This window comes from Pseudomonas sp. R1-1 (assembly GCF_051132135.1).
GTDB lineage: Bacteria > Pseudomonadota > Gammaproteobacteria > Pseudomonadales > Pseudomonadaceae > Aquipseudomonas.
On sequence record NZ_CP071663.1, the window covers coordinates 3,536,867 to 3,550,455 of the forward strand.

The window sequence follows — 13,589 nt, forward strand, 5'->3', positions numbered from 1 at the left end:
GTGCTGCAGGACTGCAACAAACGTTTGTCGAAAAAACAACCACCCCCGCGAAAGGAGCAAGTCATATGACTCGCATACGCAAGTGGCTACCGAAGCTCGCCCTGATGGCGGCTTCGGTGATGGCGTTGTCGGCAACCGCCACAGCGGCTGAAAAACCCAACATTCTGGTGATCTTCGGCGATGACATCGGCCAGACCAATATCAGCGCCTATTCCATGGGCGTGGTCGGCTACAAAACGCCCAACATCGACCGTATCGCCAAAGAAGGCATGATCTTCACCGACTACTATGCAGAAAACAGCTGCACGGCCGGGCGATCGTCGTTCATCACCGGGCAGACGCCGCTGCGCACCGGCCTGTCGAAAGTCGGCATGCCCGGCGTGCCGGTCGGCTTGCAGGCCCGCGATGTGACCATTGCCCAGGCGCTCAAAGCCCAAGGCTATGCCACCGGCCAGTTCGGCAAGAACCATTTGGGCGATAAAGACGAATACCTGCCGACCAATCACGGTTTCGACGAGTTCTTCGGCAATCTCTATCACCTCAACGCCGAAGAGGAACCAGAGCGTCCGTACTGGCCCAAGGATGACGCCGAGTTCGTCAAGGCCGCCTCGCCACGCGGTGTGATCCACAGCTTTGCCGATGGCAAGATCGAAGACACCGGCGCACTGAACAAAAAACGCATGGAGACCATCGACGACGAAACCACCGCGGCCGCGCAGGCCTTCATCGAAAAACAGGCGAAGGCGGACAAGCCGTTCTTTGTCTGGATGAACACCACACGCATGCACGCATTCACCCACGTACGCGAGTCAATGCGTGGCCAGAGCGGAATGATCGGCAACGATTACGCTGACGGCATGCTCGAGCATGACGGAGACGTCGGCAAGCTGCTCAAGACCCTCGATGATCTGAAGCTCACCGACAACACCATCGTGGTCTACACCACCGACAACGGCCCTAACCAATGGTCGTGGCCGGACGCGGCAACCACGCCGTTCCGCAACGAGAAGAACTCCAACTGGGAAGGCGCCTACCGGGTTCCGGCGATGATTCGCTGGCCGGGCAAAGTCAAACCAGGTGAGGTGTCGACGCAGATGGTCTCCGGCCTCGACTGGTTCCCGACCTTGCTCGCGGCGGTAGGCGATACCGACATCAAGGACCGTTTGCTCAAGGGCACGGATCTGGGCGGGAAAAACTACAAGGTGCATCTGGACGGTTTCAACCAGCTGGATTACCTGACCGGCAAAACCGACAAGAGCGCACGCAGCGAGTTCTACTACTTCAACGATGATGGCGAGCTGGTCGGCATGCGCTACAACGACTGGAAGATAGTGTTCTGCGAGCAACGTGCTCCCGGTGGTTTGCAGGTGTGGAGTGAACCGTTCGTGTGCCTGCGCGTGCCGAAAATGTTCAACCTGCGCATGGACCCGTATGAACGCGCCGACGTCGTTTCGGATCAGTATTACGACTTCCTCACGAAAAACGATTATCTGATCTTTGATGGTACCCGGCGCTCGGCGAAGTTCCTCCAGACCTTCGTCGACTATCCACCGAGCCAGCGCCCGGCAAGTTTCAGCATCGATCAGATACGTGCGGACGTAGACCGGCGTATCGAGGAGAAAATGAAGAAAGCGCAGTAAACCTGCTGCACCGCCGCCCGCCTCCATCGGCGGGCGGCCCTGTTTATTGACTTGAGACCATGTCGGCCCAATCGCTAGCAGGCTAGCTCCCACAAGAGACTCACAACCCAGGTAAGCCCCTTGTGGGAGCTAGCCTGCTAGCGATGACGTCCGTGCAGTCGCTGATTTCTGAAATAAGGCACACGCAAATGTCCACACGTATCGCCAGCAAGCCGTCGGCCATACCCGCCTCGCCCAGCGCCGCTGAGACCCTGCTCATCCCCGCCATCCTGCTGTGCATTTCCGGTGCTGCCGCGCTGGTTTATCAGGTGCTGTGGATCAAGCAGTTGTCGCTGGTGGTCGGGGTCGAGGTGTATGCGATCACCACGGGCATCAGCGCCTTTTTCGCCGGACTGGCCATCGGCGGCTGGCTGTTCGGGCGCTGGGCCGACCGCGTGGCGCAACCGTTGTTGCTGTATGCCGGGCTGGAGGTGCTGGTGGCGCTCCTCGCCGTCGGCGCCACGGTGGGCATGAGCCTTGCGGCCAGCGCGTTTGCCTGGCTGCAAAGCCATGTCGGCGTGCTCGCGTGGCTGTTGCCGTTCACCCTGGTCGGCATTCCCGCCGTGTTGATGGGCGGCACCTTGCCGGTGCTGGTGCGCGCGTTGGCCAACGATCCGGGCAAGGCTGGCGGGCAGTTGTATGCGGCGAACACGCTGGGTGCGATTGTCGGTACCTTGCTCGCCGCGTTTGTGCTGATCGCCAGTCTCGGCGTGCGCGGCAGTGCCTTGTTCGCGGCCATGCTCAACCTGCTCGCGGCGGCCGGCGCATTGTGGTTCGCCCGCCAGCATCCAGCCGCTGTGACAGCCCCCATCAAACATCATGCTGAAAAAGCCCCGGATCGCACCGCGCTATGGCTGTATTCCATCGCCGGTGGCGTGGCGCTTGGTTATGAGGTGGTTTGGTCACAATCGATCGTGCAGTTCATGAGTACACGCACCTATGCCTTCGCCGTGGTGCTGGCGACCTATCTGGCCGGTTTGTTCATCGGCAGCGCCCTGCTCGCCCGCCGCGTCGAGCGCATCCGCGATCCGTGGGGCGTGTTCGGCCTGCTGATTGCCGGCGCCGGGCTGGTCGCGCTGCTGGAAATCGCCCTGCTCGGGCGCTGGCTGGTGCTCGCGCAGAGTCAGGCAGAAACCTGGTTGTTGAGCATGGGAGCCAGCGAGCTGGCCGGAATGAGTGCGCGCTTTGCCGTGGCGGCGCTGAGTATCGTGTTTGTGCCGACCCTGTTGCTCGGCGCGGCGTTTCCGTTGGCGTTGCGTTTGAGCGTCGGCCAGCAACGTGTCGGCCGGGACGTCGGCGCGGTGGTGGCGTTCAATACGCTGGGCGGGATTGTCGGCGTGATGCTCTGCGGTTTTCTGCTGATCCCCTGGCTGGGTCTGGTACGCACCTTGGGTCTGCTGGCGATGATCGCCGCAGGCATCGGTTACATCGCCGTGCGCAAAGGGCATCACGTCAAGAAAGGTCGGCGGCAGGCAGTGGTGGCGTTAGGACTGGTGACGGTGGTTGTGGCGCTGCTGACCCCGGTCGACAAACTTGCCAGTCTGCTGCCCGGTGCACGCAATGGCACCCTGGCGTTCTACGAAGAAGGCCGTGGCGGCACCGTCGCGGTCGTTGCTCAGGGTCGCGGCGCGAACACCTTCCACCGTTTGTACATTCAGGGCGTATCCAACACCGGCGACGCCATGCCATCGCTGCGCTACATGCGCATTCAGGCACTGCTGCCGCTGCTGATCCACAACGGCGAACCGCGCTCCACCCTGGTAATCGGTTTCGGCACCGGCATTACCGCCGGCGCCCTGCTGCGCTATCCGGACCTGCAACACCGGGTGGTTGCCGAGCTGTTACCTGCCGTGGTCGAAGCCGCGCCACTGTTCAAAGGCAACTTCAACGCCGCCAGCGACCCCGGCGTGGACGTGCGCCTGCGCGACGGCCGCCAGGAACTGCTGCGCAGCGCGCAGACCTACGACCTGATCACCCTCGAACCGCCACCGCCGTCAGCCGCCGGCGTGGTCAACCTGTACTCGCGCGACTTCTACCAACTGGCCGCCAGCCGCCTGCAACACCAAGGCATCGTCGCGCAATGGCTGCCGCTGCCGACGCAGAACATCGACGACTCGCGCTCGCTGGTGCGCAGCTTTCTCGATGTGTTCCCCTACGCCTCATTGTGGACCAGCGAATTCCACGAAATGCTGCTGGTCGGGTCGCAGCAACCCATGACCCTCGACGCGGCAAAAATCAGCGCACGTTTCCAGCAGGACAGCGTGCGCAGCACCTTGCAGGATGTCGGCATCGGCTCCGCCGCCGCCCTGCTCGCCACCTGGGTCACCGACCGCGCCGGCCTCGAACGCTTCGCCGCCGACGCCCCCGCCGTGACCGACGATCAACCCCGCATCGAATACGCACCGTGGGTGCGCAGCCAGGAAATCACCCGCGTGCTGCCGGCCTTGCTCGACCTGTACCAGCCGCCGCCACTGGTGAATGTCGATGGCGCATTCACCGAACGCATGCAAGCGCACCGCCAGCGTCTGATGCAATTTTATCAGGCGAGCCTGCATGCCTATGACGGTGATCGCGACGCCTGGGCGCGGGATATTCGCGAAGTCATGCAGGGAGATGGCGGGAACCCGTATTTTCGCTGGTTTGTCGGGCAGTGATGTGGCGCCTGTTGGAGCGCTATCGCCAGCAGGCTGGCTCCTACAGGTTTCGCGGTGGAGGGAAGGCTTGGGGCTACACAAAATTCACTTTGGGAGCCAGCCTGCTGGCGGTCGCGGTGGTTCCGGCTAAAGCTTGAAATAGTCGAAAATCCAAAGCCCCTCACCCTAGCCCTCTCCCAGAGGGAGAGGGAACTGACCGTGGGGGATGCGAAAGCTACGCTGACCTGAAATACCGGGTCGTACGCAGTTTCCAAACAGCCCACAAATCGGCTCCCTCTCCAGGGGGAGAGGGCTGGGGTGAGGGGCGAATCCACCACAAATCCCAAGCCATGCGCCGCTTCTCACCACTCAACAATGAGCGTTAGCTCGCGTGCCCTTGATCTTGCGTCACCAGCGACGTCGGAAGGCTGAGTGGAGGGATTGATCCGGGCGTGGGAGCGCAGCGACCGTCTGGCGTAGCCAGACACAGCGGAAGGAGGTGCAGCGAAGCAAACCGTAGCCGCTGCGCCCGGATCGATCCCGGAGCGAAGGGACCCGAGCTTGCGAGGGCCGAACGTAGGAGCAAGCCTTTTCGGTTACCTTTTTGGCGTTTGATAAAGGTGACCCGCCGTAAGGGCGGAACCCTAAGTAGCCGTGACCGAAGCAACGGATATGTACCCAAAACTCAGCGCCTGAAAGAAAGCCATCGCTTGCAGGCAAGCTCCCACAGTTTCAACCGAGTACATCAGCACAAAAATCAGCACCCAGCAGATAATCCCAGGGATAAATCCCCCGCTGATGCCCATCACTGAACACCAACTGCACCCCATACCCCTGACCATTCACCTCAACCACACGCACCCGATCATCGACCAACGGCGTAACCCCCCGCAGCCGAAACGCACGACATTGCGAACACGGACACTGCCGCCGCAGCTGAGCATGCCCCAACACCGACTCACGCCCATCCGGCCAACTCAGACGCAAGGTCCGCTCAGACTGCGAATTGACCACCGCCAAAGGACTCATTGCAACTGACTCAAGGCAATCCGCACCGCCTTGCGCACTTCCGGATCACCGTCATCCTGCGCCGCCTGCAAAGCCGCCACCGCGCCACGATCATTCAACTCACCCAAGGCCAGCGCCGCCTCCTTACGCAAATTACTGATGCGATGACCGAGCGTATCGATCAACGCCTCCAGCGCCGGGACAAAACGCAAACGACCCAGGCTGCGAGTGGCGCGCAGACGCACTTGCCAATAGTCATCGCTCAACGCCTCGACCAACGCCGGGCCGGCGTCGCCATGGCCGACCTTGCCCAACGTCGTCGCCGCTTCTTCGCGCACCTGCCACGCAATGTCGCGCAAGGCCTGACGCAGAGCTGGCAACACCTCGGCACAGGAGGCCAAACCCAGCGCTCCGGTAGCCGCACGGCGCACTTCGGTGTCCGGATCGTCGCTGGCCAAACGCGCCAGCGCCGGCAGTGCGTCGAGTTGCTTGAGCCAGCCCAGCACGCCGACCGCTTCGCGGCGCACATTGGCGTCGGCATCGTTCAGCGCAGCGACGGCAGCGGGCGCCGCGTCGGCAAAACGCAACTCACGCAGGGCGCGAAACGCGGCGATGCGCACGTTGACATCGGCATGAGCCGTCCACGGCAGAATCACCCGCCCCGCCGCTTCCGACTTGAGCAGACTCAGGCTTTGCGCGGCAGCCGCTTGCACGGCAGACGATGGATCGGTCAGCGCCTCGCACAGCGCCTGCACGACCGGCTCATCCTCCCAGGCCTCAAGCAATCGCGCAGCTTCGGCGCGGACTTCTTCGGCAGGATCACGGCCAAGACGATCGACCAGCCAGAGCAAGCCATCCGGTTCTTCAAGATCCGCCAGCTCGATCAGGGCGATGCGCCGCACAGCAGGGTCATCAGCAGTCAGGCGCGGTTGCAGGGCAAGGATTTCATCGATATCGGTCACAGCGAAAATAGAGGTCATAGGGCAAATCGCGGCAAAGGGTTTTCGGGAGGCAAACCGAGCGGGTTGAGGCGCGGCAGCGGTCGGTCGGTGTCGTGGCGCAGCAGGTCGAGGCAATGACGTTTGAGGCGGGCGAACTCGGTGCTGGTCACCAGTTCGCTGGTGCGCGGTCGAGAAAAATCCAGACGCAGATCTTCGATGATCCGCCCCGGACGTGCGCTCATCACCAGCAAGCGGTCGGCGAGAAACAGGGCTTCGTCGATGTCGTGGGTGACGAACACGACGGTGGTCCGGATGCGCGTCCAGATATCCAGCAGCAGCTCCTGCATGTTCAGGCGGGTCAGTGCATCCAGCGCACCGAACGGCTCGTCCATCAGCAACAGCCGTGGGCGGTTGACCAGCACCCGAGCGATTTCCACCCGTTGCTGCATGCCGCCAGACAGCTGATCGGGCCAGCGCTCGGCAAATCCGTCGAGCCCCACCAGTTTGAGAATGTCATCGGCCGCGCGATGCCGCTCGGCCTTGCCGATACCGCGCATCTTCAAGCCGAAGGCAACGTTGTCGCGCACCGTGCGCCACGGAAACAGCGTGTGATGCTGGAACACCATGCCGCGCTGCGACGACGGCCCGGACACCGCCGCGCCGTCGACTTGCAGGCTGCCGGTGCTGGCGCTCAAGTGCCCGGCCAAGGCCCCGAGCAACGTCGATTTGCCGCAACCGGACGGACCAAGAATGCACACGAACTGGCCGGGGTCGATCTGGCAATCGAGACTCTGCACCGCTTCGAAGGCGTCGCGGCCTTCGCCGAGCACGATCGACAATTGGCGAATGTCGATCCGCCCTTCGGGGTTTTGCATCACGCTCATCAGGCTTTTCCTCGTGGTCGATGCCAGGGCGTGAACAAGCTGCCCAGACGTTTGATCAGCCAACTGCTGCCCATGCCCAGCACACCGATCAGCAACATGCCGACGACAATGTCGGCGTAGTTTTGAATGGTGTAGGACTCCCACGTGTAGTAACCGATGCCGAACTGGCCGGAGATCATTTCCGCCGTCACCAGACAGAACCACGACGTGCCCATGCCGATGGCCAGGCCAGTGATGATGCTCGGCGCGGCGCCGGGCAGAATCACTTCGAGCAGAATCGCCCGACGCCCTGCCCCGAGGCTTTTCGCCGAAGCGATCAGCCGCGGGTCGACACCTTCGACGCCGTGCACGGTGTTGAGCAGGATCGGAAACAGTGCGCCGGTGAAAGTGATGAAGACCATCGACAGTTCCGAGGACGGAAACATCAGAATCGCCAGCGGAATCCACGCCACGGCGGGAATCGGGCGCAGGACTTCCAGGGGCGGCAGCAGCACGTCCTCGGCCCATTTCGAGCGGCCGATGGCCAGGCCCAGGGCGATGCCGATGACCAGCGCGGCGAGGTAACCGGCAAACACGCGGCCGAGGCTGGCGGTCAGGTGCTGCCAGAGTTTTCCGGAGTCACCGAGGCCCAAAGCAGCTTCGATCACGGCCAAGGGCGTGGGCACGTTGGCGAACGTGACCAGGCCGAGGTTCCAGTGGTGGCTGGCGGCGAGTTGCCAGAACAGCAGGCAGAGCAGCAGTGAGGCGGCTCTTGGAACCCAGCGTAAACAGGATCGGTACAAAATAATTCCTCTCAACACAAATCCCTGTAGGAGTGAGCCTGCTCGCGATAGCGGTGTGTCAGGCAACACATCAACACCTGAGCCACCGCTATCGCGAGCAGGCTCACTCCTACAGAGGAAACGGTGTTCCGAAGTTAGCGGGCAACAACGACTTGCGCCGTGGCATCGCCGAAATCGAACACCTTGCCCCCCTGCACCGAAGCAAACTCCTGCGCCTGCCCCTTGAGCAGAAACGCACTCAAACGCCCCTTGGCATCACTGGCAAACCACGCCTGCTCGGCCAACAACTTGATCCCGCTGTCGCTCGCCTGCGCATACACCGCACGAATGTTTTTGCCCTCCTGCTTCAACGCGGCCAACGCGCTGAACGCCGACTCAGCCGAGCCATAACGGCGCACCTTGGCTTCACCTCGCACCCAGATTTCCGCGACATGGCTGACGTCGGTGATCGCTTTGCCCGTTGCCGCATCCACCCCCGTCAATGGCGTTTGCGCGTAATCGGCCAGTTGCGCGGTGTAATCCAGATTCGACGCCTTGAACGCCGCGCGGATGTATTGATCGTCGATGAAGCTGTTGAGATCGAGCCCACGATCGGCCTTCTTCAGTAGCTTCAACGTGTCGATGGCGGTACCTACCGCTTGGCGATATTCAGGTTTCCAGCTCAGGTCGCGGGTTTGCACGCCAAGCGGGCCGTGGAACAGGTAGGCGACCTCGGCATCGACGCCGGTGACCTTGGCGATCAGTTCGCTGTATTTCTCAGGCTCTGCAGCGAGCAGTCGATTGGCTTCGATACTCGCCTGCAGATACGCGATAACGATTTCGGGATATTTCTTCGCATAGGCCTGATCGACCAGCGCACCGTGGAATGTCGGCGCGTTGGCTTGAGAACCGTCATAAATCTTGCGAGCGAAACCGCGGCTGGGGAACAGTTCGGCGAACGGCACGAAATCGGCGTGGGCGTCGATCTTGCCAGCCTGCAACGCCGAGCCAGCGACTTCCGGTGGCTGGGCGATGATGTTGACGTCCTTGAGCGGATCCCAGCCCTGCGCCGCCACCGCGCGCAACAACATGCCGTGGGCCGTCGAGGCGAAGGGAACGGAAATGGTCTTGCCCTTGAGCTCGGCCAATGACTGCACCGTGGACGCGCTCGGCACGACGATGCCGTTGCCGCTGCCCTTGATGCTTCCCGACAGCACGCTGATGAACAGGCTGTGCTTGCCCGCGGTTTCAAACGCCACGCCGTTGAACGCACCGGGGAAATCGGCCATGGCGCCGAAGTCGAGTTTGCCGGCGACCATCTCGTTGGTCAGCGGTGCGCCGCTGGTGAAGTTCTTCCACTGCACTTCATATCTGGCGTCTTTGTAAGCGCCGTCGTGGGGCAGGTATTTGTCGAGCAGACCCAGCTCACGAATCAACAAGCCGCCCGCGGCGCAATTGATGGTGGTGTCCTGGGTGCCGATGGCGATACGGATGGTTTCGGCCGAAGCCGACACGGTGAACGAAGCCAGTAGCAGACCGGCAATTGCTGCACGCAACATGGGTGTTTCCCCTCGAATCGTTTATTGGATGTTCGTCTCCGCCGCGATCAGGGCGCGGTGGGAAACGAGGGGTGTTGTTGGATTCAGCGTCCGGTGTTCGCCGGATGGCTGGGGGTTGCCACAAATCCCTTGTAGGAGTGAGCCTGCTCGCGATAGCGGTGTGTCAGGCAACACATCGACACCTGAGCCACCGCTATCGCGAGCAGGCTCACTCCTACAGGAATCGGTGTTCAGCGCAGGAGGTAGGGGATGTCGACCTTGACGGCCCCGGTCGGGCAATCCTTCTCGCACGGCATGCAGTACCAGCATTCATCGAACGCCATGTAGGCTTTTTGCGTCGCCGGGTTGATCGCCAGCAAGTCCATCGGGCAGACATCGACACACACGGTGCAGCCTTTTTCGGCGATGCATTTGTCCTCGTCGACGGTGACGGGGGCGTTGGAGCGGAAGAAGATTTCCTGAGCTTGATAGGCCATGGTTCGGATTCTCTTGTTTAGTCGTGCATCAAGCGGCGAAGGCGCCTACGCGCAAGCGGTCGTAAGCCTGCATTTCTTCGGCGTCGAGCGGGATGATGTAAGGCTCGACGGCTTTCTTGAAACTGGTCATCTGGCCGTCTTCGCCCTTCTTCAGGTGGCAATGGCAGAACCACTCGCTGTCGTTGCGTTGCGGGTGATCGACGCGGTAGTGATACAAGCCCCAGCGGCTCTCGGCGCGGAACAGAGAGGCGCGCGCGGCCATTTCGGCGCAGTCGCGAATCACGCTGGTTTCCATCGCGCGCATCAGTTCGTGCGCGTTGTTGGCTTTCATCTGCTCGAGATCGCGCTCGATGTCGCTGAAGCGTTGCAGGCCGATCTGCATTTTCTTCGTCACTTTCGGCGGTTGCAGGTAATCGTTGACGAAGCGCCGCAGCTTGTACTCGACCTGCGCTGGCGGCAGCCCGTGTTCGCGATCCAGTGGTGCGTAGACCCGGGCTTTTTCCTTGGCGATCTGCTCGGCATCCAGCGCCGTGAAGTCGCGCCCGGCGACAAACTCCGCGGCGTTGTGCCCGGCGAACCAGCCGTAAGTGAAGGCACCGAGCATGTAGTTGTGCGGCACGGCGGCCATGTCACCCGCCGAATACAGGCCTTTCACCGAGGTTTCCGCGCGTTCGTTGACCCACACGCCAGACGCCGAGTGGCCGCTGCAAAAGCCGATTTCGGAAATGTGCATCTCGACCATTTGCGTGCGGTAGTCAGTGCCGCGGTTGGCGTGAAACTGGCCGCGACTCGGCCGTTCGTTGCTGTGCAGGATCTCCTCGATGTTCTGGATGGTTTCCTCGGCCAGGTGATCGAGTTTGAGGAACACCGGGCCATTGCCACTTTCCAGTTCCTGGTGAAACTCCCACATCATCTGCCCGCTCCAGTAGTCGCACTCGATGAAGCGCTCGCCCTTGTTGTTGGCGGTGTAGCCGCCCAGGGGACCGGTGACGTAGGCGCAGGCCGGGCCGTTGTAATCCTTGATCAACGGGTTGATCTGGAAGCACTCGAGGTTGGCCAGTTCGGCGCCGGCGTGATAGGCCATCGCGTAGCCGTCGCCGGCATTGGTCGGGTTCTCATAGGTGCCCATCAGGTAGCCCGACGACGGCAGACCGAGGCGCCCCGCCGCACCGCACGCGAGGATCACCGCTTTGGCCTTGATCACATGAAAATCGGCGGTGCGGCAATCGAAGCCCATCACACCGTTGACGGCGCCCTCCTCGTCGGTCAGCAAACGCGTGCAGACCAGGCGATTGGTGATGCTCACCCGCGCGCGCTTCAACTGCCGATACAGGACTTTCTTGATGTCGTGCCCTTCCGGCATCGGCAGCACGTAGGCGCCCATGTGATGGACCTTTTTCACCGCGTAATCGCCGGTTTCGTCCTTCTCGAACTTCACGCCCCAGCGGTCGAGCTGTTCGATCGTTTCGAAACTGTGCGTTGCATACGCATACACCGCTGCCTGATTGACGATGCCGTCGTTGGCGATAGTGATTTCCTTGGTGTACTGCTCCGGCGTCGAATGGCCGGGAATGATCGCGTTGTTCAGGCCGTCCATGCCCATGCTGATCGCGCCACTGCGTTTGACATTGGCCTTGTCGACCAGCAGAACGCGCAAATCGCGGTTCTGCTCCTTGGCCTTGATCGCTGCCATCGGCCCGGCGGTGCCGCCGCCAATCACGACGATGTCGTATTCCTGTTCGAGCACGTTGCGGGTCATGCCTGCTCCCCTTTTTGCCGATCGATGCGCAGGCGGTACTGGAAGGCATCGCCACGGTAGTAGAGGTGTTCGAAGTCCAGCGGCTGGCCCTGGGCATCATGGGTCAGACGCTCGATGCGCATGATCGGCGAACCGGCCTCGACGTTGAGCGCCTGGGTCAGGTCGCTGTCGGCCAGCACCGCATCGATGGCCAGATCGGCGTGGCCGAGGGCGATGCCGCAGTCGTTTTCGAGGATCAGGAAAATGTCGCGGGTGACCAGATCAGCCTTCTCCAGACGCTCGCCCAGCGCTTTGGGCAGGTAGGTGATCTCCAGCGAGATCGGTTCACGGTTGATCAAGCGCACTCGTTTGATCTGCGCCACGGTCTCGCCCTCCGCCACCTGCAAACGCTCGGCGACACGCTTGTCCGCGGCAATGAACCTGAAACTGCGCAGGCGGTTGATCACCTCGTAACCGCGGCCGGTCATCGACTCGGCGAGGCCTTGCAGGCTGCTGACGTTCTGAAAGGTTTTCGGCTTGGCGACAAAGGTGCCTTTGCCATGGATCTTGAAGATCAGCCCTTCCTTCTGCAGATCGCCGAGCGCCTGGCGCACGGTGATGCGGCTGACTTTGAACAGCGCACCGAGTTCGCTTTCGGAAGGCATCTGGCTGTCTTGCGGGTATTCGCCGTCGAGAATCCGTGCGCGCAGCACATCGCGCAACTGGGTGTGCAGCGGGACGCTGCCAAGGGAGAGAACGTTATCGGTCATCTTCAGATCACTTGTCATAACGAGTTATGGCGTGATCTTAGGGTTGTTATGACAAGTCAGGGAAATATTGTTTGGGCATAACCTTAGACGCTTCACACGGTCGCTCTTGTAGGAGTGAGCCTGCTCGCGATAGCGGTGTGTCAGTCATTGATGTGTTGTCTGACACACCGCTATCGCGAGCAGGCTCACTCCTACAGGGAATCGCGTTGCAGCAAGGGATCAGCCGATGCGCAAGGCGCGCAGGTCGAGGTGGCCGTCCTTGAGTGGCGGGCACCAGTAGTAGCCGCCGGTGATCGGCCGGCTGATTCGATACAAGCCGTCGGTGATGCCGTCTTCCAGGCCGCTCATGCGCCGCAGTTGCGCTTCGAAGGCGTCCAGCGAGAAACCAAATGCGAGGAACATCAAACCGGCGCGATCGCCTTCGATCCACGGCATCGAGCGGCGCACGACGAAGGCTTCCGGGGCGAAGCTTTCCTGCGCGGTGCGTTTGACGTGGGCCGAGACCGGCGCATCGTCGATTTCTTCGTTGTCGCTCAGGCGCCGGCCCATGATGTTGTCTTTGTCCTCGCCGGACAGTTGGTGAAAGCCCTTGAGGTCGTGCTGCCATTGCTGGATCGCGGCGAAACTGGCGCCGACGTGGCCATCAGCGCCCTGGCTCAGCAGCGCGGCGGCAATGGCGGCGTCATCGTGGGGGTTTTCCGTGCCGTCCTCATAACCGGTGAGGTCGTGGCCGTCCTTGTGGCGGAAGGCTTCCTGACGGTCGACCAGGCGCAAGGCCGGTGCGAGTGCGGCTTCAAGGGCGTTGGAGCGATTGAGCAATTCGCCACGGTCGACACCGTGCAACCAGACCCACAGCGCGTGCTGGGTGGCAGGGTTTTCAACACCGACACCGGCCAGCGCCGGGAAGCTGCGCAGACCGTCGATCTGCACGTTGAGCACCTTGACCAGCGGTTCACCGAAACCGACCACCGCCGACGCGCCATCCACCTGATTGAGCAGGTTGTCGAGCGCCTGCGGCAGCGCTTCCACCGACTCGAGGGCGAAGAACAGGTGACGCGCTTGCGCAGGAACTGGGGTGGCGAGAATGCCCGGCTGGTAGTAACTCATGTGAACTCCTTGAAAAAGTGCGCGGAGTTTACC

11 protein-coding genes are annotated in these 13,589 nt (G+C 61.9%); 2 read left to right on the plus strand and 9 right to left on the minus strand.

Annotation, left to right across the window (positions count from 1 at the left end; all coding sequences use genetic code 11):
• The first annotated feature begins 65 nt into the window (after positions 1-65).
• Positions 66-1,640, plus strand: coding sequence for an arylsulfatase (locus J3P75_RS15870; RefSeq protein ID WP_332763268.1), 1,575 nt, complete (start codon positions 66-68; stop codon positions 1,638-1,640).
• 188 nt (positions 1,641-1,828) lie between these two features.
• On the plus strand, positions 1,829-4,333 hold the full coding sequence (locus J3P75_RS15875) for a fused MFS/spermidine synthase (RefSeq protein ID WP_434707365.1): 2,505 nt from the start codon (positions 1,829-1,831) through the stop codon (positions 4,331-4,333).
• Positions 4,334-5,044: 711 nt separating this feature from the next.
• On the opposite strand, the gene J3P75_RS15880 is transcribed toward J3P75_RS15875, so the two are convergent.
• The 9 genes from J3P75_RS15880 to J3P75_RS15920 all read right to left on the minus strand — a co-directional run bounded on the left by J3P75_RS15880 (position 5,045) and on the right by J3P75_RS15920 (position 13,556).
• Positions 5,045-5,341, minus strand: a complete 297-nt coding sequence (locus J3P75_RS15880) for a DUF971 domain-containing protein (protein ID WP_434707366.1) — start codon at positions 5,339-5,341, stop codon at positions 5,045-5,047.
• Positions 5,338-6,300 (minus strand): HEAT repeat domain-containing protein, encoded by a 963-nt coding sequence (locus tag J3P75_RS15885; RefSeq protein ID WP_434707367.1) that lies wholly within the window; start codon positions 6,298-6,300, stop codon positions 5,338-5,340. Before J3P75_RS15885 ends, J3P75_RS15880 begins: the two co-directional genes overlap by 4 nt.
• Positions 6,297-7,145, minus strand: a complete 849-nt coding sequence (locus J3P75_RS15890) for an ABC transporter ATP-binding protein (RefSeq protein ID WP_434707368.1) — start codon at positions 7,143-7,145, stop codon at positions 6,297-6,299. The genes J3P75_RS15885 and J3P75_RS15890 overlap by 4 nt, the downstream gene beginning before the upstream one ends.
• The gene (locus J3P75_RS15895; RefSeq protein ID WP_434589333.1) at positions 7,145-7,927 is read right to left on the minus strand and encodes an ABC transporter permease; all 783 of its coding nucleotides are present in this window, start codon (positions 7,925-7,927) and stop codon (positions 7,145-7,147) included. The genes J3P75_RS15890 and J3P75_RS15895 overlap by 1 nt, the downstream gene beginning before the upstream one ends.
• Before the next feature lie 134 nt (positions 7,928-8,061).
• Positions 8,062-9,465 carry an ABC transporter substrate-binding protein gene (locus J3P75_RS15900; protein ID WP_434707369.1) on the minus strand — a complete coding sequence of 468 codons (1,404 nt, stop codon included), beginning with the start codon at positions 9,463-9,465 and terminating at the stop codon, positions 8,062-8,064.
• 230 nt (positions 9,466-9,695) lie between these two features.
• Positions 9,696-9,941, minus strand: coding sequence for a 4Fe-4S dicluster domain-containing protein (locus J3P75_RS15905; protein WP_003225615.1), 246 nt, complete (start codon positions 9,939-9,941; stop codon positions 9,696-9,698).
• A 28-nt stretch (positions 9,942-9,969) separates the two neighbouring features.
• Positions 9,970-11,700 carry a fumarate reductase/succinate dehydrogenase flavoprotein subunit gene (locus tag J3P75_RS15910; protein WP_434707370.1) on the minus strand — a complete coding sequence of 577 codons (1,731 nt, stop codon included), beginning with the start codon at positions 11,698-11,700 and terminating at the stop codon, positions 9,970-9,972.
• Positions 11,697-12,449, minus strand: coding sequence for a GntR family transcriptional regulator (locus J3P75_RS15915; protein ID WP_434707371.1), 753 nt, complete (start codon positions 12,447-12,449; stop codon positions 11,697-11,699). Before J3P75_RS15915 ends, J3P75_RS15910 begins: the two co-directional genes overlap by 4 nt.
• A 219-nt stretch (positions 12,450-12,668) precedes the next feature.
• The gene (locus J3P75_RS15920) at positions 12,669-13,556 is read right to left on the minus strand and encodes a Dyp-type peroxidase (RefSeq protein ID WP_434707372.1); all 888 of its coding nucleotides are present in this window, start codon (positions 13,554-13,556) and stop codon (positions 12,669-12,671) included.
• Positions 13,557-13,589 lie beyond the last annotated feature (33 nt).

Coding starts and splice junctions, on each gene's coding strand:
- J3P75_RS15870 (WP_332763268.1), top strand. CDS start 66: ATGACTCGCATACGCAAGTGGCTACCGAAGCTCGCCCTGATGGCGGCT.
- J3P75_RS15875 (WP_434707365.1), top strand. CDS start 1,829: ATGTCCACACGTATCGCCAGCAAGCCGTCGGCCATACCCGCCTCGCCC.
- J3P75_RS15880 (WP_434707366.1), bottom strand. CDS start 5,341: ATGAGTCCTTTGGCGGTGGTCAATTCGCAGTCTGAGCGGACCTTGCGT.
- J3P75_RS15885 (WP_434707367.1), bottom strand. CDS start 6,300: ATGACCTCTATTTTCGCTGTGACCGATATCGATGAAATCCTTGCCCTG.
- J3P75_RS15890 (WP_434707368.1), bottom strand. CDS start 7,145: ATGAGCGTGATGCAAAACCCCGAAGGGCGGATCGACATTCGCCAATTG.
- J3P75_RS15900 (WP_434707369.1), bottom strand. CDS start 9,465: ATGTTGCGTGCAGCAATTGCCGGTCTGCTACTGGCTTCGTTCACCGTG.
- J3P75_RS15905 (WP_003225615.1), bottom strand. CDS start 9,941: ATGGCCTATCAAGCTCAGGAAATCTTCTTCCGCTCCAACGCCCCCGTC.
- J3P75_RS15910 (WP_434707370.1), bottom strand. CDS start 11,700: ATGACCCGCAACGTGCTCGAACAGGAATACGACATCGTCGTGATTGGC.
- J3P75_RS15915 (WP_434707371.1), bottom strand. CDS start 12,449: ATGACCGATAACGTTCTCTCCCTTGGCAGCGTCCCGCTGCACACCCAG.
- J3P75_RS15920 (WP_434707372.1), bottom strand. CDS start 13,556: ATGAGTTACTACCAGCCGGGCATTCTCGCCACCCCAGTTCCTGCGCAA.